24 protein-coding genes are annotated in these 24160 nt (G+C 68.2%); 13 read left to right on the forward strand and 11 right to left on the reverse strand.

The window, feature by feature from the left end; all coding sequences use genetic code 11:
- Positions 1 to 743, forward strand: a 743-nt coding sequence (locus DI526_RS18760) for a glyoxylate/hydroxypyruvate reductase A (RefSeq protein ID WP_304281124.1), incomplete at its 5' end; no start/stop codon positions are given.
- A gap of 3 nt (positions 744 to 746) precedes the next feature.
- On the opposite strand, the gene DI526_RS18765 is transcribed toward DI526_RS18760, so the two are convergent.
- The 6 genes from DI526_RS18765 to DI526_RS18790 all read right to left on the reverse strand — a co-directional run bounded on the left by DI526_RS18765 (position 747) and on the right by DI526_RS18790 (position 6946).
- Positions 747 to 1205 (reverse strand): DUF3299 domain-containing protein, encoded by a 459-nt coding sequence (locus DI526_RS18765; protein ID WP_304281126.1) that lies wholly within the window; start codon positions 1203 to 1205, stop codon positions 747 to 749.
- A gap of 15 nt (positions 1206 to 1220) precedes the next feature.
- Complete coding sequence (locus tag DI526_RS18770; protein WP_304281128.1) at positions 1221 to 1946, reverse strand: amino acid ABC transporter ATP-binding protein; 726 nt, start codon at positions 1944 to 1946, stop codon at positions 1221 to 1223.
- Positions 1943 to 2605 (reverse strand): amino acid ABC transporter permease, encoded by a 663-nt coding sequence (locus DI526_RS18775; protein WP_304281130.1) that lies wholly within the window; start codon positions 2603 to 2605, stop codon positions 1943 to 1945. The genes DI526_RS18770 and DI526_RS18775 overlap by 4 nt, the downstream gene beginning before the upstream one ends.
- Complete coding sequence (locus DI526_RS18780; RefSeq protein WP_304281131.1) at positions 2605 to 3375, reverse strand: ABC transporter substrate-binding protein; 771 nt, start codon at positions 3373 to 3375, stop codon at positions 2605 to 2607. Before DI526_RS18780 ends, DI526_RS18775 begins: the two co-directional genes overlap by 1 nt.
- Before the next feature lie 84 nt (positions 3376 to 3459).
- Positions 3460 to 5805 carry a TonB-dependent receptor gene (locus DI526_RS18785; protein WP_304281132.1) on the reverse strand — a complete coding sequence of 782 codons (2346 nt, stop codon included), beginning with the start codon at positions 5803 to 5805 and terminating at the stop codon, positions 3460 to 3462.
- A 250-nt stretch (positions 5806 to 6055) separates the two neighbouring features.
- Entirely contained in the window at positions 6056 to 6946 is an 891-nt protein-coding gene (locus DI526_RS18790) for a LysR family transcriptional regulator (protein WP_304281133.1), read from the reverse strand.
- A gap of 86 nt (positions 6947 to 7032) precedes the next feature.
- Between DI526_RS18790 and DI526_RS18795 the strand changes: the two genes are divergently transcribed.
- Both DI526_RS18795 and DI526_RS18800 read left to right on the forward strand, forming a co-directional pair.
- Entirely contained in the window at positions 7033 to 8532 is a 1500-nt protein-coding gene (locus DI526_RS18795; RefSeq protein WP_304281134.1) for a CoA-acylating methylmalonate-semialdehyde dehydrogenase, read from the forward strand.
- Positions 8533 to 8645: 113 nt separating this feature from the next.
- A complete protein-coding gene (locus DI526_RS18800; protein WP_304281135.1) occupies positions 8646 to 10382 on the forward strand; it encodes an amidohydrolase in 1737 nt (578 codons plus the stop codon).
- Positions 10383 to 10402: 20 nt separating this feature from the next.
- On the opposite strand, the gene DI526_RS18805 is transcribed toward DI526_RS18800, so the two are convergent.
- On the reverse strand, positions 10403 to 11986 hold the full coding sequence (locus DI526_RS18805; RefSeq protein WP_304281136.1) for a DHA2 family efflux MFS transporter permease subunit: 1584 nt from the start codon (positions 11984 to 11986) through the stop codon (positions 10403 to 10405).
- 64 nt (positions 11987 to 12050) lie between these two features.
- Between DI526_RS18805 and DI526_RS18810 the strand changes: the two genes are divergently transcribed.
- From DI526_RS18810 to dusA, 3 genes are all read left to right on the forward strand, one after another.
- Positions 12051 to 12644 (forward strand): TetR/AcrR family transcriptional regulator, encoded by a 594-nt coding sequence (locus DI526_RS18810; protein WP_304281137.1) that lies wholly within the window; start codon positions 12051 to 12053, stop codon positions 12642 to 12644.
- The gene (locus tag DI526_RS18815; protein WP_304281139.1) at positions 12641 to 13768 is read left to right on the forward strand and encodes an HlyD family secretion protein; all 1128 of its coding nucleotides are present in this window, start codon (positions 12641 to 12643) and stop codon (positions 13766 to 13768) included. Before DI526_RS18810 ends, DI526_RS18815 begins: the two co-directional genes overlap by 4 nt.
- 329 nt (positions 13769 to 14097) lie before the next feature.
- Positions 14098 to 15111: a tRNA dihydrouridine(20/20a) synthase DusA gene (dusA, locus tag DI526_RS18820; RefSeq protein ID WP_304281141.1), complete on the forward strand. Its 1014-nt coding sequence runs from the start codon at positions 14098 to 14100 to the stop codon at positions 15109 to 15111.
- 4 nt (positions 15112 to 15115) lie between these two features.
- Here dusA and DI526_RS18825 read toward each other — a convergent pair whose 3' ends face one another.
- Positions 15116 to 15634: a TIGR02281 family clan AA aspartic protease gene (locus DI526_RS18825; RefSeq protein ID WP_304281143.1), complete on the reverse strand. Its 519-nt coding sequence runs from the start codon at positions 15632 to 15634 to the stop codon at positions 15116 to 15118.
- A gap of 264 nt (positions 15635 to 15898) precedes the next feature.
- On the opposite strand from DI526_RS18825, the gene DI526_RS18830 reads away from it, so the two are divergent.
- Positions 15899 to 16237 carry a hypothetical protein gene (locus DI526_RS18830; RefSeq protein WP_304281146.1) on the forward strand — a complete coding sequence of 113 codons (339 nt, stop codon included), beginning with the start codon at positions 15899 to 15901 and terminating at the stop codon, positions 16235 to 16237.
- Positions 16238 to 16241: 4 nt separating this feature from the next.
- Here the strand turns inward: DI526_RS18830 and DI526_RS18835 are convergent, their stop codons facing one another.
- Positions 16242 to 16466, reverse strand: a complete 225-nt coding sequence (locus DI526_RS18835) for a DUF1289 domain-containing protein (protein WP_304281159.1) — start codon at positions 16464 to 16466, stop codon at positions 16242 to 16244.
- 99 nt (positions 16467 to 16565) lie between these two features.
- Between DI526_RS18835 and DI526_RS18840 the strand changes: the two genes are divergently transcribed.
- The 3 genes from DI526_RS18840 (at position 16566) to DI526_RS18850 (ending at position 20060) form a co-directional block, all read left to right on the forward strand.
- Positions 16566 to 17447, forward strand: coding sequence for a nicotinate-nucleotide--dimethylbenzimidazole phosphoribosyltransferase (locus tag DI526_RS18840; RefSeq protein ID WP_304281147.1), 882 nt, complete (start codon positions 16566 to 16568; stop codon positions 17445 to 17447).
- 150 nt (positions 17448 to 17597) lie between these two features.
- A complete protein-coding gene (locus DI526_RS18845; RefSeq protein ID WP_304281150.1) occupies positions 17598 to 18812 on the forward strand; it encodes an acyl-CoA dehydrogenase family protein in 1215 nt (404 codons plus the stop codon).
- A gap of 108 nt (positions 18813 to 18920) precedes the next feature.
- Complete coding sequence (locus tag DI526_RS18850) at positions 18921 to 20060, forward strand: acyl-CoA dehydrogenase family protein (RefSeq protein ID WP_304281151.1); 1140 nt, start codon at positions 18921 to 18923, stop codon at positions 20058 to 20060.
- Positions 20061 to 20132: 72 nt separating this feature from the next.
- On the opposite strand, the gene DI526_RS18855 is transcribed toward DI526_RS18850, so the two are convergent.
- Positions 20133 to 20459: a hypothetical protein gene (locus DI526_RS18855; protein WP_304281153.1), complete on the reverse strand. Its 327-nt coding sequence runs from the start codon at positions 20457 to 20459 to the stop codon at positions 20133 to 20135.
- A 105-nt stretch (positions 20460 to 20564) separates the two neighbouring features.
- The gene (locus DI526_RS18860; RefSeq protein WP_304281155.1) at positions 20565 to 21173 is read right to left on the reverse strand and encodes a TIGR00730 family Rossman fold protein; all 609 of its coding nucleotides are present in this window, start codon (positions 21171 to 21173) and stop codon (positions 20565 to 20567) included.
- Positions 21174 to 21249: 76 nt separating this feature from the next.
- Here DI526_RS18860 and DI526_RS18865 point away from each other — a divergent pair, with 76 nt between their 5' ends.
- The 3 genes from DI526_RS18865 to DI526_RS18875 all read left to right on the forward strand — a co-directional run.
- Positions 21250 to 22056: a hypothetical protein gene (locus tag DI526_RS18865; RefSeq protein WP_304281156.1), complete on the forward strand. Its 807-nt coding sequence runs from the start codon at positions 21250 to 21252 to the stop codon at positions 22054 to 22056.
- Entirely contained in the window at positions 21987 to 23915 is a 1929-nt protein-coding gene (locus tag DI526_RS18870; protein ID WP_304281161.1) for an ABC transporter ATP-binding protein/permease, read from the forward strand. The genes DI526_RS18865 and DI526_RS18870 overlap by 70 nt, the downstream gene beginning before the upstream one ends.
- Before the next feature lie 58 nt (positions 23916 to 23973).
- A partial coding sequence (locus DI526_RS18875) for a VOC family protein (protein WP_304281157.1) occupies positions 23974 to 24160 on the forward strand: 187 nt, incomplete at its 3' end.

Consider the following 24160-nt stretch of genomic DNA (forward strand, 5'->3'; position numbering starts at 1 on the left):
CAGCCATCCGATTCGGTTTCGGCGCGGGCGTCGACCGCATTCTCCAGGATCCCGACCTGCCGGACGTCCCCATCGCCCGGATGCGCGACGAGGGCCTGACCCAGGGCATGGTCGAGTTCGTGCTGGCCCGGACGCTGCACTATCACCGGCTGATGCCGGCCTACGAAGAGCAGCAGCGCCAAAGGGTGTGGCGGCCATTGATCGCGCCGCTGGCCCGTGATCGAACGGTCGGCGTGCTGGGGCTTGGGCAACTGGGCGCGGCCTGCGCCACGAACCTCGCCGCCAACGGCTTCAAGGTGCGCGGCTGGAGCCGGACACCCAAGGACCTGCCGGGCGTCGAAGCGTTCGACGGCCCGCTAGAGACGTTCCTCGCGCCGTGCGAGGTGGTCGTCTGCCTGTTGCCCCTGACGCCGGCGACGCGCGGGATCCTCAACGCCGGAACCCTGTCGCATCTGTCGGGGGCGAGTCTGATCAGTGTAGGCCGGGGCGCTCACCTGGTCGAGGCGGACCTCATCCCCGCGCTGGACGCCGGACATCTGGCCCACGCCACCCTGGACGTCTTCGCCATCGAGCCTCTCCCCGCCGCCCATCCGTTCTGGAGCGACCCGCGCATCACGGTGACGCCGCACGCCTCGGCGCTGACGCCGCCGCAGACGGCGGGTCCGACGATCGTCGCCAATATTCGCCGCCACCTGGCCGGGCAGGATCTTCAGGATCTCGTCGACCGCGCGGCGGGTTACTGAGGCTCAGACCAGGGCGGCGCCAGCCAAACGGAAGAGCAGGCCGACCTGGCCGTTGTCCTGCACCTGGAACCTGCCGCGCAGGCGGACCTGCTCGCTTTTCTGCTGGAGGACTGGCTGCTCGGCCAAGACCTCGACCAGCTCGTTAGGCTGGTTCTCCGGGCAGCAGTCGATCGCATATCGGGTGAGAAGGAACTGCCGGGCGTGGCGTTCCATGCTCAGGGGCGTGATGAAGCCGGAGATCTCGATCTCGCGGCCGTCCAGTCGTCGGACCTCGGTCGGGTACTGGGCCTGGTAGGCGTAGTCCGGCGGCGACTGGCTCAAGGTCGTGGCCGCCAGGACCGCCCACATCGGATCGCGCGAGATGTCCTGCTCGTCGCCGCCCGGATGGGCCCTGGCCCGCGACAGCGGCGCGAGGGCCGCGAGGGCCACCGCGCCCGTCAACAGTCGGCGACGAAGGATCATGGCCGGTCTCCGGGGCTAGAGAGGGTTCAGAACGCGGTCCAGGAACTCGCGGGTCCGCTCGACCTTCGGAGCGGTCAGGACCTCGCGGGCCGGACCGCTCTCGACGATGCGGCCGCCGTCCATGAACAGCACGCGGTCGGCCACTTCGCGGGCGAAGCCGATCTCGTGGGTGACGATGACCATGGTCATGCCCTCGTCGGCGAGGGCGCGCATCACCTTCAGCACCTCGCCGACCCGCTCGGGGTCGAGGGCCGAGGTCGGCTCGTCGAACAGGATCGCCTGCGGCTTCATGGCCAGGGCCCGCGCGATGCCGACGCGCTGCTGCTGGCCGCCGGAGAGCTTGGCGGGGAAGGCGTCGCACTTGTCGCCCAGGCCGACCCGCTCGAGGAGCGTCCGCGCCTCGCTCAGCGCCTCGGCGGCGGGCCGTCCCAGGGCGTGGATGGGCCCTTCGGCGACATTCTCCTGCGCTGTCCGGTGCGGGAAGAGGTTGAACCTCTGGAAGACCATGGCGACCTTGGCGCGGATGGACGGCAGCGACTTGTCGGTCAGCGGCGCGCCGTCGACCAGGATCTCGCCGCCGTCGTGCCGTTCCAGGCCGTTGATGCAGCGCAGGATGGTCGACTTGCCCGATCCAGAGGGGCCGATCAGGCAGACGACCTCGCCGCGCTGGATCTCGAAGCTGATGTCCTTGAGCACCTGGGTGTCGCCGAAGGACTTGCTGACGTTCTTTAGGCTGATCATTTGCGGGCGAACCTGCGTTCGAGGCGGCCGACGAGGTAGGTCAGGGGCAGGCTCATGGCCAGGTAGAGCAGGGCGATCAGGGTATAGACCGACATGTTCTTGAACGTGCTGACGGCCAGGAGCTGGCCGGCGCGGGTGAGCTCGGCCACCGTGATGGTGGAGGCGATCGAGGAGTCCTTGAGCAGCATCACGGCGGTGTTGCCGAACGGCGGCAGGGTCACGCGGATGGCCAGGGGCATGATCACGCGCAGCATGATCTTGCGCTCGCTCATGCCCAGCGACTGGGCGGCCTCGATCAGCATCGGATCGACCGACGAGAAGCCGGCGCGGAAGTTCTCGGCCTGATAGACCGAATAGGCCACGCCCAGGCCGATGGCGCCGGCGACGAAGGCGTCCAGTTGAACGCCGAGCTCCGGCAAGACGAAGTAGACATAGAACAGCTGAACGATGATCGGCACGCCGCGGACGGTGTTGATCACCACCCGGCTGACAGCGCGCAGCGCCGGAACCTTCGAGATCCCCATCAGCGTCCAGACCAGGCCCAGGGCGATACTGAGGACCAGGGCCGCCAGGGTGACGCCGATCGTCACCATCAGGCCCGACATCAGGATCGGCAGGAACTGGACGGCGTCGGCGAAGAACTGGTTGAGACCGCCCATCACAGCGACCACTTGGCCAGGATGGCGGCGATCTCGGTCGCCTTGATCTGGCCGATCGCTGTGTTCAGCTTGGCCAGCAGCGCCGGGTCGTCCTTGCGCACCAGCAGGCAGACGTCCTCGCGCGACGGCGGCTGGAAGTCCGCGACCAGGCGCAAGGTCGGTGTCGGCGTCGTGCGCAGGCGGTGGGCCAGGATCGGCGCGTCGCCATAGCCCGCCGCGATCCGGCCATTGCCGAGGTCCTGCAGGATGTCGCCGAGATTGTCGTAGGTCTTGACGTCCGTCACGCCGGCCTGGGCCAGCTGCTCGACGAAGCGGGTGCCGACCTGCGCGCCCACGGCGAGGCCCTTGAGGTCGCTCAGTGTGCGGATCGGTCGGGCCTGATCCTGGCGCGTCACGACGCCCCCGCCATAGGCGTAGACGGGATCGGTGAAGGCCACGACCTTCTCGCGCTCGGGCGTCCGCAGGATGCCGGCGGCGACGATGTCGATCTTGTGGGCGGTCAGCGAGGGAACCAGCGCCGCGAAGGTCGTGGTCTGCACGCGGATCGGCACGGCGGCCTTGGCGGCCACGGCGTGGGCGATGTCGATCATCGCGCCGGTCAACTGGTTGGTCTTGATGTCGAGAAAGCTGAACGGCGCGCCGGTGGCGGTGGAGCCGACGACCAGCGCGCCAGCGCCGGCGCCGGTCCGGCGTCCGCAAGCGCTCAGCGCCAGTCCCGCGCTCGTCATCGCCAGCAGGTTTCGGCGGGTAGGGTGGCCTTGGATATTCACTTAAGCCTCTTGGTGTCGCGCAGTCGACCAGGGCGCTGGACCGGGCCGGGGAGGAGGACTCCGGCCCAGCGCCCCGGCTCTCGCCTAGTAGCGGGCGATGGCCTGCAGGCCGATCGTGCGTGGGCGAAGCGTGGCGCCGGTCCAGAGCGGACCGTTCACATAGGTCGACGACTCGGAGATGTAGTCGACATTGTTCAGCACGTTCTCCCCGTAAATGGAGAGGCTGACGCGGCCCAGGTCAACGCCGGCCCGCAGGTCCAGCGTGGTGGGTTCGGAGGGCAGGGGCCGTCGTGGGTCGTAGGTCGTCGAAGTCGCCACCTGATACAGGAACGGCCCGTCATTGACGCTGCGATAGTTGTATTGCGCTCGTACGAAGCTCTCGCGATCCATGATCCGGAAGCGATACTCGGCGCTCAGATTGACCGTCCACGGCGTCTGGCCCAGCGTCTGGCCGGCCACCACGATCGGGGCCGTGCCGATCTGGATGGTCTTGTCATAGGTGGCGTCGTTGTAGCCGACCCCAAGGCCCAGCAGCAGGTTGTCGACGGGGCGGACGTTGAGGTTCAGGTCCATGCCCTTGCTGGTGGCGCTGGCGGTATTGGCCACCAGGCTGAACGCGCAGGTCAGGCGCAGCTGCTGCTGGATGTTCTTCCACTCGATGTAGTAGGCGCTGGCCTCGAACTGGACCTTGCCGCCGAACAGCCGGTTCTTCGAGCCGATCTCGTAGCTGTCGGTCGTGTCGGGGTCGTAGGTCGCGGCCTTGCCCAGGCCCAGACGTCCGGCCTCGGCGGAGCAGACGTCCGGCAGGGCCTTGTTGACGCCGCCCGACCGGTAGCCCCGGGCGTAGGAGGCGTAGTAGAGCGCTTCCGGCGTGGCCTGCCACGACAGGGCGACCTTCGGCGTGAAGGGCTTCTTGGACATTGAGCCCGAGGCCCGGGAGACGCCGCCGGCGTACGAGACGCCGCGCTCCAGCACGTCGAAGTCCAGGGTGTCCTTCGAATAGCGGCCGCCCAGCGTCAGGGTCAGGTTGTCGAGGATCTTGTAGTCGAGGTTGGCGAAGACGGCGGTGGTCTTTTCGACCGTCCACTCGTTGCCGTAGTAGCGCGCGATCCCATTGACGAGAGGGGAGACGCCCGCGGCCTGCGGCGTGCGGCCGTAGCGCACGAGATAGAGCGCGTTGTAGTGCGGCTCGTTGATCGGCAGGTCCGAACGCAGGGCGCTACGCGAGAAGTACGCCCCGACGCTCCACTTCAGCCGCGCGCCCGGATCGGTGTTGTTGATCCTGAATTCCTGGGTGAACAGGTTCTGGTAGATGTTCGGGTTCTGCCAGGTGATCGACTGCGGGAAGCCCGGCGTCACCGGATAGAGATAGGCGTTGCCGAACGAGGTGCGGTCGTTGCCGTGGGTGGCGTCGTTGGTCTCCATCACGTGGCGCTTGAAGAACGAGCTGACGCTGGTGAAGTCCACGCCGTCGCCATTGGCCACCATCTTCAGCGCCGGAACCGTGAAGTGGTCGCTGCTGGGCTGCGGGATCGAGGCGTAGCTGATGAACTTGCCGTTGTCGGGATCCGAGACGCCAAGCGGGCACGGGACGATGTTCGGATTGATCACCGAGCCCGTCGTGGCCGGGCAGCGGGTGGTCAGGGCCGTGCGATCGTTGAACTTGCTGTTCTGGTGATAGACGCTGGGTGTGATCGTCAGCCAATCGGTGGGTTGGATGGTCAGGGCGGCCCGGATCACGGTCGCGTCGCTGCTGTTGACGTCGTCGTCGCGCATGGAGCCGTTCTGCCAGCTCTGTCGGTCGATCCAGCCGGCGTCCTTGCGATGGAAGAAGCTGATCCGCGCGCCGATCTTGTCCTCGACGATCGGGCCGCCGACCGCGACGCCCAGCTCATAGCCTTCACCGCCGTTCTTGACGTGATTGACCGCCGCGCGGCCATAGCCGCTGTAGGTGGTCAGGCTGGGCGTGGGGGTGATGAAGCGGATCGCGCCGCCCTGCGAACTGGCGCCGAACAGCGTGCCTTGCGGGCCGCGCAGCACTTCGACCCGCTCGAGGTCGAAGATGTAGGGCAGGGTGCTGCCGTTGTAGTTCAGCGAGGCGTTGCGCGCCTGGATCGGCGTGTCGTCGATATAGATCGCCGAGGTGGCCGCGCCGGCCGAAGAGTCGATGCCGCGGATGGTCACGCGGGTCGCGCCGCTGCGGGTGATGTCGACGCCCGGCGTCTGGTTGATCACGTCGCGGATGTCGCGGACGCCGCGCTTGTCCAGCGCCTCCTGCGAATAGGCCGCGATCGAGATCGGGGTCTTGGACAGGGCGGTGCTTTGTTTGGTGGCGGTGACGATGATCTCCTCGATCGTCCCGTTATCCTGGGTCTGGGCCATGGCGTGACCGCCGCTGACGACGAAGGCGGCTACGCCGCAAAGCAGCATTCCCTTTGAATTTCTGTCGCGAAGCATCGCTATCCCCCTTGTCTTGCGCCGACCGTCATTCCCCTGGCGGGTGCTTGAGTGGTTGCGGCCATTAGCCGGAACAGACGTTTCGGCTCGCCTCTCAGTGCTCGTGAGAGTTCCAGCAAGATCGCTTGGCGTAAGGTGAGAAACGCGGTTGCAGTGGTGTCAAATCGACACCACTGTTCGCTCGGGCCGATGGTCGCCAGACGCGCTCGGTCGCGCCTGAATGTCAGAGATCCTTTTGCCGCGCGGCTATGATCTCGCTCAAAAAGTCCATCACGGCCCGAACGCGCGGAATCCGGGCCTGATCGGCGTGGACGCAAAGCCAGTAGCTGCGCCTCAGATCGAGGGCGTCCGGAAGCACCCTGACCAGACGGGGATCTTCCGATGCCGCGAATTTGTGCAGCACGCCGAACCCGAGGCCCGAGGCGACCGCCGCTTGCTGGGCGGCGATGGAGTTGGAGCGGAACATCGTCGGCGCGCCGTCCGCCACCTGGTCCAGGTAGCGAAGCTCGGGCACGTCGATCATCTCGTCGATGTACCATACCAGCGGGCGCCCAGGCAGGTCGGCGAGGCTGCGGAGCGGGCCATGGGCCTCCAGATAGGCCCGCGAGGCGTAGAGCCCCAGGGTGTAGTCGGCCAGCCGCCGAGCCACCAGCCGCCCGTGGGTCGGCCGGCTCAGGCTGATGGCGATGTCGGCCTCGCGGCGCGACAGGTTCACCGAGCGGGACTCCGGCACCAGCTCCAGCTGCAACCCGGGATACTTGTCGTGAAAGGCCTTGGCGGCGGGCGCGACCAGCCCGGCGCCGAAGGCCTCCGGCGTGGCCAGGCGGACGACGCCGGAGAGGGGCTGGCCCTCCACGCCCAGCCGCGCGGCCGCCGCGATGGTCTCGGCCTCGATGCGCTCGGCGTGCTCGACCAGGGCCATGCCCTGTCCCGTGAGGGTGACGCCGCGCGACGAACGGTCGATGAGGCGCGCGCCGATCGCCGCTTCCAACGCGGCCAGCCGCCGGGCGACGGTGGTTTGGTCGACCTCCAGCCGTCGCGCCGCCGCCATCAGGCCGCCTCCCCGCGCGACTGCCAGGAAGAAGCGCAGGTCGTTCCAGTTCAGTGTTTGCATTTTTGCAGCACGATATGCGAAATCGTTATCTATCGCTGCAGATCTACATGGCGCTAACGGGAGCTGCAAACTCCTGGGAGCCTTTCATGCGCAGCATTCCCCATTTCATCGGCGGCCAGGCCGTCGAGGGTCGGTCGGGCCGGTTCGGAGACGTCTTCGATCCGAACACCGGCAAGGTTCAGACGCGCGTGGCGCTGGCTTCCGCCCCGGAGCTGGACGCCGCCATCCAGAACGCCAAGGCGGCCCAGCCGGCCTGGGCGGCGACCAATCCGCAGCGCCGCGCGCGGGTGATGTTCGAGTTCAAGCGCCTGCTGGAAGTCCATATGGACGAGCTCGCCGAGCTCCTGTCGTCGGAGCATGGCAAGGTCATCGCCGACTCCAGGGGCGACATCCAACGCGGCCTGGAAGTCATCGAGTTCGCTTGCGGGATTCCGCACCTGCTGAAGGGCGAATACACCCAGGGCGCCGGTCCCGGCATCGACGTCTATTCGATGCGCCAGGCGCTGGGCGTGGTCGCGGGGATCACACCGTTCAACTTTCCAGCCATGATCCCGATGTGGATGATGGGGCCGGCCATCGCCTGCGGCAACGCCTTCATCCTCAAGCCCTCCGAGCGTGATCCCTCCGTGCCGGTCCGCCTGGCCGAGCTGATGATGGAGGCCGGTCTCCCCGCGGGGATCCTCAACGTCGTGCATGGCGACAAGGATTGCGTGGAGGCCATCCTCGACCATCCGGACATCAAGGCGGTCAGCTTCGTCGGCAGTTCGGACATCGCCCAGTCGGTGTTCCAGCGCGCCGGCGCGGCCGGCAAGCGCGTCCAGGCCATGGGCGGGGCCAAGAACCATGGCGTCGTCCTGCCCGACGCCGATCTCGACCAGGCTACGGCCGACATCATCGGCGCGGCCTACGGCTCGGCGGGCGAGCGCTGCATGGCCCTGCCGGTGGTCGTTCCGGTCGGCGAGAAGACCGCCGAGGCCCTGCGCGAGAAGCTGGTGGCCGCCATCGGCGCCTTGCGCGTCGGCGTCAGCACCGACAAGGACGCCCACTACGGGCCGGTGGTCAGCGCCGCTCACAAGGCGCGGATCGAAAGCTACATCCAGATGGGCGTCGAGGAAGGCGCCGAGCTGGTGGTCGACGGCCGCGGCTTCAGCCTGCAAGGCCATGAGGACGGCTTCTTCGTCGGCCCCACGCTGTTCGACCGCGTCCAGCCGACTAGCCGCTCGTACCAGGACGAGATCTTCGGCCCGGTGCTGCAGATGGTCCGCGCCGAGAGCCTGGCCGAGGGTGTTTCGCTGGCGTCCCGTCACCAGTATGGCAACGGCGTGGCCATCTTCACGCGCAATGGCGACGCCGCGCGCGAGTTCGCCGACCAGGTCGAGGTCGGCATGGTCGGGATCAATGTGCCGATCCCGGTGCCGGTCGCGTATCACAGCTTCGGCGGGTGGAAGCGGTCGGGTTTCGGCGACCTGAACCAGTACGGCATGGACGGCGTGAGGTTCTACACGCGGACCAAGACCGTGACCCAGCGCTGGCCCAAGGGTGGCGCGGTCCTGGACCAGAGCTTCGTCATCCCGACCATGCGGTGACGCCGCAAGGCCGAGGTGGTGTCGAAAGAACACCACCTCGGCTTGGAATTTCAACTCCGCCACGGATGCGGGGCGCGTCATCATCGACGTCTCAAGTTCAAAGGGAGCCTGTCATGCGTCGTCCTGCCCAATCCGCCTTGGTCGGGCTCGCCCTGCTGACGGCCTCGGGTTTTTGCTCGGCCGCGTTCGCCGCGCCGAAAGCCGACCTGGTGTTCGTCAACGGCAAGGTGATCACGGTCGACGACAAGAACACCGTGGCCGCGGGCGTGGCGGTCGTCGGCAACAGGATCGCGGCGGTGGGGAATGTTTCGGCCTGGCGCGGGCCGAAGACCAAGGTGATCGACCTGAAGGGGCGCGCCCTGCTGCCGGGCTTCATCGACGCCCACTCGCACGTCTCGGGCATGGCCAATGTCGAGGCGCACTACATCAATATCCAGGTTCCTCCGCTGAAGGACGGCGCGGCGGTCATCGCGCGCTTGAAGGAGGCCGCGGCCAAGTTGCCCCCCGGCGCCTGGCTGACCGGGCAGGGCACCTATAACCAGGTCATGCCCAGCCGGGCCGAGATCGACGCGGCGTTCCCCGACAATCCCGTCGATCTGCAATGGAGCGTCCACGACCACCTGATCAACCACAAGGCCGCGACCTTGATGGGCATGAGCAAGGACTTCCCCGATCCGCCGGCGGGCTCGACCGGCCGCTACGAGCGCACGGCCGAGGGCGAGGTCGCAATCATTCGGGATGCGCCCGCGCCCTGGCCCAAGAACAAGTCGCCCGAGTTCACCCCCGCCGAGCTCAAGGAAGCGCTGCGCTACATCCTGAGCGACTTCTATCTGAAGCGCGGCGTGACGACGGTGTCGGACATGTCGGACATGGCGTCCTACAGGGCCTACGCCGACCTGAAGGCCGAGGGGCGCCTGCCGACCCGCGTGCGCATGAACTACATGCTGCGCGCCAACCCCGCGCCCGGTGTCAACGTCGCGGCAGACCCCGCCGCCTCGCCGTTCGCGCCGCTGCGCGCGGCCGGGGTGACGCCCGGCAAGGGTGATGACTGGCTACGGTCCGGCGCGATCAAGTACATTCTGGATGGGGTCTGGGGAACGACGGCGGCCGTCTACAAGCCTGTCTGGGAAGGAGCGGGCACCACCTGGGCGCCGAACAACTACGGCGGGGCCAGCATGACCCAGGCTCAGCTGAACGATGCGGTGATCATGGCGGCCAAGGACGGCTGGCAAGTGCAGATCCACGCCAACGGCGACCGCGCCCAGGACATGGTGCTCACCGCCTACGAGGCCGCGCAGAAGGCCTATCCGCGCCCGGATCCCCGATATCGCATCGAGCACTTCGGCCATTTCCTGGTCCAGGATCCGCAGCGCACCGAGACGCGCCTGAAGCGCATGGCGGACGACCATGTCATTCCCTCGCCCCAGCCGGCGTTCCTGTGGCGCCTAACCGACGTCAACATCAAGGAGCCGGACGTCACGTTCTTCGCGCTGAAGACCCTGATCGGCCGCGGCTTCCACCCGGCGGGCGGGGTCGACACGGTCGGCACCCAGAATTTCGCGACCTACCCGATGTTCTCGATCGCCCGCGCCGTGAACCGGGACACCAAGTACGGCTCGGTGGTCCAGCCCGAGGAGGCGATCTCGGTCATGGACGGCATTCGGATGTTCACCACATGGGCGGCCTACGCCAACTTCCTGGAGAAGACCCAAGGCAGCATCGAGGTGGGCAAGCTGGCCGACTTCGTGGTCCTGGCCCAGGACCCGCTGAGCGCGCCGAAGGCCAAGCTGGCGGATATTCCTGTCGACATGACCATCATCGACGGCAAGGTGGCCTATCAGCGCCGCTAACGCACCTCGGCGACGTGGGCTCAGTGCGTCTCGGGAGGCGGTCTCGACGCTAGCGGCGGCGGCTTGCAGAACGGGGCCATGATCAGGGCCAGCACGAAGATGCCCGCCATCAGGCGGAAGACGTCGTTGAAGGCCAGGGTCAGGGCCTCGCGGCCGACGACCTTGGCCAGTTCACCCTGCAGCATCAGAGCGGCGTGAGCGGCGTCCGGCGTGCGCGCGGCGATGCGGTCGGCCAGGGTCGAAAGCGCCGCGTCGCCCGAGCGGCCGGCCTCGCCAAGGGCTTCGCCGAAGCGGGCCACATGGATGCGGGCGTTGTCGCCCAGCCAGGTGTTGACCACGGCGATGCCGATGGCGCCGCCCAGGTTGCGCATCAGGTTGAACAGGCCCGAGGCGTAGCGCAACTCGGCCATCTCGAAGCCGGACAGCGCCATGTTCACGCTCGGCACGATGCACAGCATGATCGCAAAGCCTCGCAGAGCCTGGGGCGCCAACAGGGCGGTGAACCCCCACGCGCTGGTCATGTGCGAGGTCAGCCACAGGGCGGCGGCGAAAAGCGACAGGCCCACCGTGACCACGATCCTCTGGTCGACTCGCGTCGACAGCCGCGCGGCGATCACGGTGGACGCGATCTGGGCGACGCCGGTGACGAACACCGTGGCGCCGATCTCCTGGCTGTCGTAGCCGCGCACGCGGCCCAGGAACACCGGGATCAGATACGTCGAGGAATAGAGCCCGAAGCCGATCACGAGGTTGAACACGCAGGCGAAGACGAAGGTCGGCTTGCGGAAGGGGCTGAGCTTGACGACCGGTCCGCCGGACCGGAACGAGCGCTCGATAAACAGGCCGAGCGCCACCAGCGTCACCCAGCCAGCGATGGCGATGGTCGGGTCCTCGAACCACTGTTGGCGGGGGCCTTCCTCCAGCACATACTCCAGGCCGCCCAGGAACACCGCCATGGCGACCAGGTGCGAATAGTCGATGGTCTTCAGCATCTCGGGCTTGGCCCGGTCGACCTTGATCACCGTGATCGCCAGGATCGTCACCATGGCGCCCGGCACGATGTTGATGTAGAAGATGGAGCGCCAGCCGACCGCTTCGGTCAGCCAGCCGCCGACGGTCGGGCCGAGGGTCGGAGCGAGCACCGAGACCATGCCCAGGATCGCCGGGATCATCGCGCGCTGCGGGCCTGAGAACAGCGCGAAACCGGTGGCGAAGACCGTCGGCACCATGGCCCCGCCGGTGAAGCCCTGCAGCACGCGAAACAGGATCATCGAGTCGATGTCCCACGCCATCCCGCAAAGCGCCGACGACAGGGTGAAGAGCCCGGCCGACAACGCGAAAAGCCACCGCGTCGAAAGGCTCTGCGCCAGGAAGGCGGCGAACGGGATCATCACCAGTTCAGCCATCAGGTAGCCGGTCTGCACCCAGCTTATCTCGTCGGGGCCGGCCGAGAGGCCCGCCTGTACGTCGTTCAGCGAAGCGGCGACGATCTGGATGTCGATCAGCGCCATGAACTGGCCGAACGCCATCACGCCGAAGATCAGGAACTTTGTCCGGGTGGGCAGGGCGCCCGGATCGATCGGCGGCTTGGCGGATGAGCTCACGAGGCGCCCCTTGAAAGTATGATGCTCATAATATTATATGGATCATGCAATCAAGGACGCAAGCATGCGGTACGACGCGGAGCACAAGCAGAAGACCCGCCTGCGGGTTCTGGACGAGGCGGCCAAGGCGATCCGCGAAGAGGGGCCGCATCGCGTGGGCGTCGCTGGCGTCATGGCCCGCGCCGGCCTGACGCACGGCGGCTTCTACGCCCACTTCCCCTCCAAGGAGGCGTTCGTGGCCGAGGCGATCGCCCACATGTTCGAGGGCGGGCCGATCACGATGCTGAAGAAGGTCCAGGACCTGCCGCCGCGCGAGGCGCTGGAGGGCTTCATCGACTTTTATCTCTCGGCCCGCCACCGGGACAGCCGCAGCGGCGGATGCCCGCTGCCCTATCTGGCCGGAGACGCGCCGCGACTGACGGACGCCTCCCGGGAGCGCTACGCGCAAGGCGCCAACACGCTGATCCAGGTCATCGCCGATCGCCTTCGCGAGCTGGGCCGCCCGCACGCTGAGGACGAGGCCAGCTCGATGCTGTCCGAGCTGGTGGGGGCCGTGACCCTGGCGCGGGCCGAGGGGAATCCCGATCGCTCCGACGCCATTCTCGAACGCTCGCGCGCGCACCTGAAGCGCCGCCTCGGCCTGGAGCCCGCCCAATGACCGACGCCACCTTCAAGGACGGGCTCGTCGAGGCGCCGGCCGCCGCGACCGCCAAGAAGGCTCCGTTCTCGCGCAAGACGGTGCTGGCGGTTGGCGCGGCCCTGACCGTCGCCGTGGCGGGCGGCGCCTTGATCGCCGCGCCGAAGGGCTCCGTGTCGACCGATGCCGCCTATGTCCAGGCGGACAGCTCGGTGATCGCGCCCCGAGTCCGGGGCTTGGTCGCCCAGGTCCTGGTGGAGCACAACCAGCCGGTCCGTCGCGGCGACGCCCTCCTGCGCATCGATCCCGAGGAGTTCGATGCGCGGGTCGCGTCGGCCGAAGCCGATGTCGGCAATGCCGAGGCCGCGGCGGCCAGCGCCCGCGCCGCCCTGATCTCTCTGGACGCCGAGCAGCGCCTGGCCGGCTCCAACATCCGCGCCGCCCAGACCGCCATCGCCGCCGCCGACGCCGAGAATCTTCGCGCCCAGGCCGATCGCAAGCGTTATGAGGACCTCGCCGACAGCGGCGCGGTGGCCAGGCGCGACGTCGAGCGCTTCCGGGCGGCCGCCGTCGGGGCCCAGTCGGCGGCCGATCGCAGCCGCGCCCAGCTGTCGGTCAGCCAGGACCAGGCCGCCGTCACCGCCGCCAAGCGGGCCACCCTGAACGCCAATCTCGCCCAGGCCGAGGCCGCCGTGGCCCGCGCCAAGGCCGCCCTGATCCTGGCCCGCCAGGACCAGGCCCATGCGGTGATCGTCTCGCCGATCGACGGCGTGGTCGGCGACCGTCAGGCCGAGCCGGGTGACTACGTCCAGCCCGGCACCCGCCTGATGACCATCGTCCCGATGAGGTCGCTCTATGTGGTCGCCAACTTCAAGGAGACCCAGGTCGAACGGATGCTTCCGGGCCAGGAAGCGACGATCAAGGTCGACGCCCTGGGTGGCAAGGCGCTGAAGGGCCATGTCGAGAGCTTCGCCCCCGGCTCCGGCTCGCAGTTCTCGCTGCTGCCCTTCGAACCGGGCACGGGCAATTTCACGAAGGTCGTCCAGCGCGTGCCGGTTCGCATCCGCATCGACCCCGGCCAGGCCGAGGTGGCGCGCCTAAGGCCAGGCTTGTCGACGACCGTGAAGGTGAAGTTGAAGGCCTAGGCGAGGGGCGGTTCGAGGGCGCCGCCTTTCTCTTCCCCCGCGCTCTTCCCCCGCGCGATATGGGCCGCTCAAGACGTGGCGACCGGGGCGATCGCGCGCTCCTTCGCCGTGGCGCGAACGCCGCGGGTCCTCGCGCAGTTTGCACGTCTCGCCTATATAGCGCCTCTTCCGAAGGATGATGGCGCGCCATGACCCCGAGGGCGGCGTCACGAAGTGTCGTGCGCGCCATGTTGACAGTGAGGCGTCGGTGCGTCGGGAAAGTTGCGGAAAGCGGCTCGATTCCGGCGATGTCGGCGCCACTATAACTGTATGAATATACGATAGAAGTTATGCAATTTCAGGCCCATAGATTCTCTATAGCTCCGATGATGGACTGGACCGACCGGCACTGCCGGTCGCTGCATCGCGTCCTGTCCAGCCGCGCGCTGCTCTACAGCGAGATGGTGACCAGCGGGGCGGTGGTCCATGGCGATCGTGACAAGCTGCTGGGCTTCGACGCCGGCCAGCATCCGGTCGCGCTGCAACTGGGCGGGTCCGATCCGGCCGAGTTGGCCCGGGCCGCACGGATCGGCGAGGACTGGGGCTATGACGAGATCAATCTGAACGTCGGCTGCCCCTCGGACCGCGTGCAGAGCGGCCGTTTCGGCGCCTGCCTGATGCGCGAGCCGGATCTGGTCTCCGAGTGCATGGCGGCGATCAAGGAGGCTGTGACGGTCCCGGCGACGGTGAAGTGCCGGATCGGCGTCGACGACCAGGACCCGGAGGAGAGTCTGTTCACGCTGGTGGACCGCTGCGCGGCGGCGGGGATCGACAGCTTCGTCGTCCATGCGCGCAAGGCCTGGCTGCAGGGGCTTTCGCCAAAGGAAAACCGGGATATCCCGCCGCTGGACTATGAGCTCGTCTATCGGCTCAAGCGCGAGCGGCCGAACCTGACGATCGCCATCAATGGCGGCGTCCCAAGCATCGACGCGGCGTTGGAGCACCTGGCGAACGGCGTCGACGGGGTGATGTTGGGGCGCGCGGCCTATCACGAGGCGGGCTTGCTCGGCGAAGTCGACCGGCGGGTCTTCGGCATGGACGTGGCGGACGTCGACAGTTTCGAGGCGGTCGAGCGCTATCGCCCCTATCTGGCGCGCGAGCTGGCGGCCGGGACCCACCTGGCGGCCATGACGCGGCACATGCTGGGTCTGTTCCACGGCCTGCCGGGCGCGCGGGCGTGGCGGCGGATCCTGACGGTCGAGGGCGTCAGGCCGGGCGCCGGCCTGGAGGTCGTGGATCGCGCACTGGACGCCGTGCGCGCAGCCCTGGCTTCTCGCGAGGAGCGCGCCGCGCCAGCGGCTTAAAGGCTCAGGGGTGCAGGATCAGGGCGTCGGGCGTCGCCTCGAACCGAGAAAGCCGGCCCAGGTAGCTCATGCCCAGCAGCGAGTTTTCGAGGCCCTTCTCGATGACCAGGGCGTCGACGTCACGGACCTTGGCGCCGGCGATGGCGACGCTGGCCAGCTTGACCGAGGCCGCGCGCGTGCGGCCGTCGGCGGTGATCACGTTGTAGTCGTAGTTGAGCTTGCTGGTGTCGATGCCCAGGCGCTGGGCGTCCGCCATGCTGAGCGACACCGCGGTCGCGCCGGTGTCCACCAGGAAACGCACGTCGTGGCCGTCGACGGCGGCCTTGGCCCAGAAGTGGCCATCGCTGTCCTTGTCGATCTGGGCCGCGCCGCCCTGGGCGTCGCCGAGGGTGGCCGAGGCGGCCGAGGGCGCGCGTAGTTCGGGATGGCGCAGGTCGTCCAGCGATACGACGGCCTTGGCCGCGCCCACCGCCGACAAAGCGCCCACCAGGGCGATCGCCGCAAACCTAAACATCGAACACATCCCGCCTTTTGGGCTCCCAAGACCGCTTCTGCGGCTCCCTTCAATCATTATGAGGCAGGCGTTTTCAAGGCGTGAATCCGGCGCGCAATTTTGCACCGGGCGAATGCCGTACTTGTTCCGTCCGGATTTGAAATTCTAACAGTAATGTAATGATGAGATTACATCCATGTAATGAAAATTCTGACTTCGTTTTAATTTCCGGAATACATGGCGAGGGGATAGTTTATCCGCATCGGTCAACTTGACTGAAGAGGGACTGTCGTCATGAAAAAACTTCTCATCGCGCTGACGTTTGCAAGCTTCGCGGCGAGCGCCCATGCGCAGACCGGCCTTAGCGACAAGCAGTTCATCGCGGCTTCGCGCTGCAGCGCCATGGCGGCCTCGGAGAACCTGGGCAAGCTGGACACGACGGCGCTGGAAGCGCTGCTGCAGGACCAGTCGGCCGGCCGGAAGGCCTCGGTCCGTATCTCCGCGACCAGCGAGATGATCGCCGCGCGCCGCAAGGCCGACACGGCGGACGGCGCCAAGAAGGAGAAGCTGATCGCCGAGCGCCAGAGCCTCTGCAGCGGCTTCCTGGCCTCCACCCACGTGGCGGCCCAGTAAGGGCCTAGCGGCCTGTGGCCGCCATCAGGGCGACCATCGGATCCGGACGATCCGGAAGCGCGGCGGTGATCGCCGCGCGCTCGGCGTCGCTCAGCCGCGCCCAGCCGGCGATCTCGGCCAGGGTGCGGCGGCAGCCCAAGCAATAGCCGCTCGCGCCGTCCACCGCGCAGACCTTGACGCAAGGCGTTGCGATCGGGCGAGGCGGTCTGGACGGCGGCGGTGTCGTCATGACGTCGAACATCGCCGTTCCCCCGGCCAGGCGCAAGCGTCGCCGATCTTCGCGCGGTGAGGGGTTGCTTTGGGCGCGGACGGGTTTAAGTCCGCGCTCATGACCGCTTCGCCCTTCGCCGACATCCGCCAACTCGCCGTCTCGCCGCCCGCGCCGGGGCCGTCTCCGACGCTGGAGCAGGGCGGCCGCCTGGCGGAGATCTCGGCCTGGCTCACCGCCTGGAGCGGCAAGACCCCGCCCGTCGTCAACCGCCCGGTCGTGGCCTTGTACGCCGGCGCGCGCCAGGGCGTCGGTCCGCGCGGCTACGCCCGCGATCGCCTGGAGGCCATCGCTTCGGGCGGCGCCACCGTTTCGCGCCTAGCCGGCGTGCAGGGCGCGGGGCTCGAGGCGTTCGATCTGGCCATCGACCGCCCGTCGCCGGACTCCGTCGAAAAGGCTTCGATGAGCGAGAAGGAGGCCGCCGCCACCATGGCCTTCGGCATGGAGGCCCTGGCCAAGCAGCCGGACCTGCTGATCCCTGGCGTCATCGTCGCCGAACCGGCCCGCACCGCCGCGGCGCTCTGCCTGGCGCTGTTCGGCGGCGAGGCCTCGGACTGGTCCGACGATCCGGAACCGGTCGCCGCCGCCGTCGCCCGCGCCAAGGTCGAGGGTATGAGCGACGATCCGCTCGACATCCTGCGCCAGCTGGGCGGCCGCGAGACCGCCGCCGTGCTTGGCGCGATCCTCGCCGCCCGGGTCCAGAAGGTGCCGGTGCTGCTGGACGGTTACGCCGCCTGCGCCGCCGCCGCCGTCCTGCGGGCGGTCGAGCCGACGGCGATCGACCATTGCCTCGCCGCGCACGTGAGTCCGGTGAAGGGGCACGGCCGCCTGCTCGACATCCTTGGAAAGCAGCCGCTTCTGGCGCTGGATACGCGCGACGAGGAAGGAGTGGGCGGCGTCTCGGCCCTGGCTCTCGTCAAGCTGGCCTGCGAGGTCCGCTAGCGGCTGGCGTCAACGCTCAAGTGAACGTGAATCATGTTTGCTTCCGTTGACGCTAACGTCATCTTTCCAAACGCCCGTTCGACCGATATCGTGGCTTCCGAAACGCCATAACGGTCTCCTTGAGAGAGGCCGATTGAACGGGAGCTGGCCATGAATCTCGACTTCTCGCCCGAGGACCTCGCCTTCCGCGACGAGGTGCGCGCCTTCATCGCCGAGAACTATCCGGCGGGCCTGCGTGAAAAGCAGGAGGAGGGCGAGGAAATGGCCAAGCACGATTTCCTCGCGTGGCACCGCATCCTGGCCCAGAAGGGCTGGGTGGCCCCGGCTTGGCCGACCCAGTACGGCGGTCCGGGCTGGACGTCGGTGCAGCGCTACATCTGGTCGGAAGAGACCGCCCGCGCCGACTGCGTGCCGATCCTGCCGTTTGGCATCAACATGGTTGGCCCGGTGATCTACACCTTCGGCACGCCCGAGCAGAAGGAACGCTTCCTGCCGCCGACCCTGTCGGGCGACATCTGGTGGTCGCAGGGCTACAGCGAGCCGGGCGCGGGCTCGGACCTCGCCAGCCTGAAGACCAAGGCCGAGCGTTTCACCGCCGACGACGGCAAGGAATATTACCTGGTCAACGGTCAGAAGACCTGGACCACCCTGGCCCAGCACGGCGACTGGATCTTCTGCCTGGTCCGCACCGACCCGAACGCCAAGATCCAGGAAGGCATCTCGTTCCTGCTGATCGACATGAAGTCGCCGGGCGTTACCGTCCGTCCGATCATCACCCTGGGCGGCGAGCACGAGGTCAACGAGGTCTGGTTCGAGAACGTCAAGGTGCCGGTCGAGAACCGCATCTACGAGGAGAACAAGGGCTGGACCTGCGCCAAGTTCCTGCTGGCCCACGAACGCTCGGGTATCGCCGGCGTGGCGCGCTCCAAGCGCGGCATCGAGCGCATCCGCCAGATCGCCTCGACCGAACTCGGCGACGACGGCTCGGCGCTGATCAAGGACCCGATGTTCAAGCGCAAGGTCGCCGAACTCGAGATCGACCTGACGGCGCTGGAATACACCGAGCTGCGCACCCTGGCCGGTGAAGCGGCCGGCAAGGGGCCCGGTCCGGAGTCCAGCTTGCTCAAGATCAAGGGCACCGAGATCCAGCAGCGGATCACCGAGCTGGTGCTCGAGGCGGCCGGCCATTACGGCGCGCCGTACTTCCGGGGCTTCCCGACCGACGGCGACAACGCCCACCCGATCGGCCCCGACTTCGCCCACCGCGCCGCCCCGACCTATTTCAACGTCCGCAAGACGTCGATCTACGGCGGCTCCAACGAGATCCAGCGCAACATCATCGCCAAGATGGTGCTGGGGCTCTAGCGTCAATCAAGCACCCCTCCCCCTTGCGGGGAGGGGATGGCTTCACCGGACATGCTCCTGGACGGCCGCTCGATGCGCCTCGGAGCCTAAAGAACAAAGGGACAAGGGATGGATTTCAACTTCACCGAAGAACAGTCGATGCTCCGCGACACGATCGCGAGCTTCCTGCAGGACAAGTACGACTTCGACACCCGCCGCAAGATCGTCAGCTCGGACAGCGGCTGGCGCGCCGACTATTGGAAGGCCTTCGCCGAGGAGCTGGGCATCCTCGGCGCGCCGTTCTCGGAAGAGCTGGGCGGCCTGGGCGGCGGCGCGGTCGACAACATGATCGTCATGGAGGAGTTCGGTAAGGCGCTGGTCATCGAGCCCTACCTCGGCACCGTGGTGATCGGCGGCGGCTTCCTGAAGCACTCTGGCCACGCCAGCGCCGCCTCGGTGATCGAGGGGATCATCGGCGGGACCACCACCATCGCCTTCGCCTATGGCGAGCCGCAGGCCCGCTACACCTGGCGCGACCTGAAGACGACCGCCAAGAAGGACGGCGCGGGCTGGGTCCTGAACGGCCACAAGGCCGTGGTGATCGGCGCGCCGTTCGCCACCCACCTGATCGTCACCGCCCGCACCGGCGGCGCCCAGCGCGACGCCGGCGGCGTCGGCGTGTTCCTGGTCGACAAGAGCCTGCCGGGCATCGTCACCCGCGACTATCCGACCGTCGATGGCAACCGGGCCTCGGAAGTCTATTTCGAGAACGTCTCTATCCCCGCCGAGGCCCTGCTGGCCGAGGACGGCCTGGCCCTGGTCGACAAGGTGATCGACGAGGCCACCGCCGCCGTCGGCGCCGAGGCCGTGGGCGTGCTGCGCAAGCTGCACGAGGGCACGCTGGACTACGCCAAGCAGCGCAAGCAGTTCGGCACGGCCATCGCCAACTTCCAGGTGCTGCAGCACCGGATGGTCGACATGTTCATCGAGGTCGAGCAGTCGGTGTCGATGACCTACATGGCCACCATCAAGCTCGAGGAAGACGCCGCCGAGCGCGCCAAGGCTGTGTCGGCCATGAAGGTCCGCATCGGTCGCGCCTGCAAGTTCGTGGGCCAGAACGCCATCCAGATCCACGGCGGCATGGGCATGACCGACGAACTGGCCATCGGCCACTACTTCAAGCGCGCCACGATGATCGAGGGCCTGTTCGGCTCGGTCGATCACCACCTGAAGCGCTACGAGTCTCTGTCGTTCGACGCGGCGGCCTAAACAGGTCGTCCTCGTCGGCTTCAAGGAAAAGGCCTCCGTCGCTTGCGGCGGAGGCCTTTGTCTTCTTCGGCTCTAGCCCTTGGGTTTGGCGGCCGTGTTGCACTCGGCGATGGCCGCGTCGTCCAGCGGCTCGCCGCGGTAGTTGAAGGCGGTCAGTTCGCCCAGCTGGCCGGCCAGCTTGCGGCAGGCGCGGGCCACGGGCAGGGCCCGGACCTTCGTCGTCGTGCAGGTGTCTTCCTTGCAGCGCCAGACCGAACCGTCCTGGATGAACTGGGCGCTGGCCGGCGGCGTCTTCAGCTTGAGCCAGGCGCCTTCGCTGTCGGCGGCGAAGGCGGAGCCGGCCGACAGGCCAGCGAGAAGGGCGCAGGCCATCAGGCCCGCGCGAGAGGCGGTACGCATTCCTTGAGTCTCCTATCCCCGCGCCGGATGGGAGTTCCGGCGCACGAGCGCACGCGGTCCATGATGACCGTCGGGCTCGGCGGCATAGTTCGTCTCTTTTGAAAACTAAGTCAACTGGCGAAGCGTCGCCGGCGCGCCCGCCACGTCGATTTCCGCGTCCCAACTGAGAAGGGCGGGGGTGACGTCCTGGGCCTTTTCGACGGCCCGCCAAGCGTCCAACAGGCTGGGCGGGGTCAGGCCCAGGTCGACGGTGTGGCGGATGAGCGTGAACAGCGGCTCCCAGAAACCGTCGGGGTTATGGAACACGATCGGCTTCTGGTGAAGATCTAAACGACGCCAAGATAGCAATTCGATGATCTCTTCCAAGGTGCCGATGCCGCCGGGCAGCACGACGAAGGCGTCGGACCGTTCGAACATCAGCATCTTGCGCTCGTGCATCGTCTCGACGACCACCGTCTCGACGTCGTCGAACGGTTGCTCGCGCCCGCGCAGGAAGCTGGGGATGATACCCAGCACCGCGCCGCCCGCCGCGTGGGCGCCCCGCGCCGCCGCGCCCATCAACCCGACGCCGCCGCCGCCATAGACCAGCTTGAGGCCCGCCTCGGCGAAGCTCTTACCAATCGCCTGCGCGTCGGTCAGGTAGCTGGGGTCGACGGTGTTGGACGATCCGCAATAGACGCAGACCGAGCCTAGACGGCTGGACTCGTTGGGCATCGTCGTCCACTCCACGCAAAAGGCGAAAGGCGCGCGAGCTCTCGCGCGCCTTCGAACCATTCCTATCTGAGGGCGCATGATCAGGATTCGCTTCCGGGGTTGCAAGCCGCCGATCGTCGCTGGCGCATTGGCCGCGGCGGTGCTGGCGGCCTGTGGACCGGGCGCGCCTCCGCCTGCCGATCCGGCCGAAAAGGTCGACAGCGCCGAGGCCGGCTATGTCGCGCCGCCCAGCGTCGAGGGCGTCCAGCGCGCCGGGGCGGGGATCAGGCTGGTGGGGGTTGGCGCGGCCGACGCGGACATCCGGCTCCGCTCGCCCGCCGGCGAGATCGTGTCGGGCCGCACCGATCACGAGGGCCGTTGGAGCCTCGGCGTCTCGAACGCGCCCGGCGTGCGCCTATTTGGCCTGTCGACGACGCGGGCGGGGCGCACGGTCCAGGCCGAAGGCTACGTGATGGTCGCTGAGGGCGGCGATGTGGCGCTGCTGCGGGGAGGCGCGGGCGCCCGGCGCCTGGCTGCGGCCTCGGCGTCGCCGCGCATCTTGGCGATCGACGTCGACCGCGAGGGCGGGGCGGTGGTCTCCGGCGTCGCCGCGCCCGGCGCGGGGCTGAACGTCCGCGTCGATCGCGTCACGCGCGGCGGGGCCCGGACCGATGATGACGGGCGGTTCTTCATCTCGCTGGACCGGCCCCTGGCCCCCGGCGCGCACGACGTGCAGGTGGCGGGCGACGGCGGCGAAACGGCGGTGTCGATCATCACCTCGCCGCCTCAGCCCCTGGTCTCCGGACCGGTGCGCGCCGAGCGCGTGACGACCGGCTGGCGCATCGATTGGATGACGCCCGGCGGCGGGGTCCAGACCACCCTGCTGATCGGCGGTCCGCGATGAGGGGCATGGGCGGGCCGCCATCGCGCGGACGCGAGGCGACGACCGGCGCGATTGCCAAGGCCGACCAGCCCGTGCGCTTCTGGAGCGCCATGGGCGATCTCGTTCGCGTGGTCATGCGCTCCGACGCGCCGGGCCTGCGCTGGCGGGTGACCGTCGCCCTGGTCCTGACGTTGGCCGGCAAGATGCTGGGCGTCCTCGCCCCGCTGATGCTGGGCAAGGCGGTCAACCAGCTGTCGGCGGGGCAGAGCGCGGCCGTGGCCGTCACCTGGGCTTTCGCGGGCCTCGCCCTAGGCTGGGCGTTTGTGCGTTTCGTCTCGGCCGCCGCCCCCCAGGCCCGCGACACCATCTTCACGCCCGTCGCCCAGGCCGCCCAGAACCGGGCCGCGGTCGAGACCTTCGCCCACGCCCTGTCGCTGTCGATCGATTTCCACCAGTCCAAGCGGACGGGCTCGCTGTCGCGAGTCATCGATCGCGGTGCGCGGTCGATGGACTTCCTGCTGCGCAGCCTGGCCTTCAACCTGGCGCCCACCGGCGTCGAGCTGATCATGGCCGCCGTCGTGCTGGCCAAGGCCTATGACTGGCGCTTCGCGGCCATCGCGCTGGGCACCGTGGCGGTCTACGGCTACCTGACCTTCGCCATCTCGGACTGGCGGATCGGGCATCGCCGCGCGCTGAACGAGGCCGACGCCGAGGCCGCCGGCCGGGCTGTCGACGCCCTCCTGAACTACGAAACGGTCAAGTCGTTCGGCGCCGAGCAGCGGGCGGTGGCGGGCTATGGCGGGGCTCTCGACCGTTATGGCGAGGCGCAGATCAAGGCGACCAACTCGCTGAACCTGCTGAACATGGTGCAGGCGGCGGTGATGAGCGTGGGCCTGGGCGGCATGGCGGTCCTGGCGGGCGCGGAAGCCGCCGCCGGCCGCATCGGGCCCGGCGACGTCACGGCGGCCATCCTGATCCTGATCAACCTTTACGCCCCGCTGAACATTCTCGGCTTCGCCTATCGCGAGATCCGGCAGTCGCTGATCGACATGGAGGCGATGATGGACCTGCGTCGCCAGAGCGCCGACGTGGCCGATGCGCCAGATGCGATCGACCTTCCGCCGAGCGCGGATCGCCGGGGCGGGGCGGTGGCGTTCGAGGCGGTCTCCTTCCGCCACGGCGCGCGGTCCGAGGGCTTGGCGGACGTGTCCCTGGACGTCGCGCCGGGAACCACAGTGGCGATCGTCGGGCCGTCAGGCGCGGGCAAGACGACCCTGGTGCGGCTGGCGCTGCGGATGATCGACCCGCAGGCGGGGCGCATCACGCTGGACGGCCACGATCTGCGCGCCTTGACCCAGGCCTCGCTGCGCCGCGCCGTGGCGCTGGTTCCGCAGGACGTGGCGCTGTTCAACGACACCCTGGCCGCCAACATCGCCTTCGCGCGGCCCGAAGCCACCGAGGCCGAGGTCTGGGCGGCGGCCGAGGCGGCCGAACTCGGCGAATTCATCCGCAACCTGCCCGACGGCATGGCGACCAAGGTCGGCGAGCGCGGCCTGAAGCTGTCCGGCGGCGAACGCCAGAGAGTCGGCATCGCTCGCGCCCTGCTGGCCGATCCGCGCGTCCTGATCCTGGACGAGGCGACCAGCGCCCTGGACAGCCGCACCGAAGCGGCCATCCAGGCGACGCTGCGCAAGGCGAGGGCGGGCCGGACGACGCTGGTGGTGGCGCACCGGCTCTCGACCATCGCCGACGCCGACGAAATCATGGTGCTGCGGCGGGGCAGGGTGGTCGAGCGCGGCCGCCACGAGGCGCTGCTGGAGGCCGGTGGCGAGTACGCCGCCCTGTGGCGCCGCCAGACCCGCGAGCGCGAGCCGGTTTAGGTCTTCGCCGTCTCTGCGACGGCCACTATATCGACGACGTATCGAGAGGAGCTTCGCCTTGCGCTATCTGCACACCATGGTCCGCGTTCGCGATCTGGAGGTCTCGCTGCGGTTCTATTGCCAGGGCCTGGGTCTCCAGGAGATGTACCGGACCGAGAACGAGCGCGGTCGCTTCACGCTGGTCTTCCTGGCCGCGCCGGAAGACGTCGAGCTGGCTAAGGAGCGAAAAGCTCCGTTGGTCGAGC

Origin of the sequence: Caulobacter segnis, from assembly GCF_003243465.1 — a bacterium.
Classification (GTDB): Bacteria; Pseudomonadota; Alphaproteobacteria; order Caulobacterales; family Caulobacteraceae; genus Caulobacter; species Caulobacter segnis_A.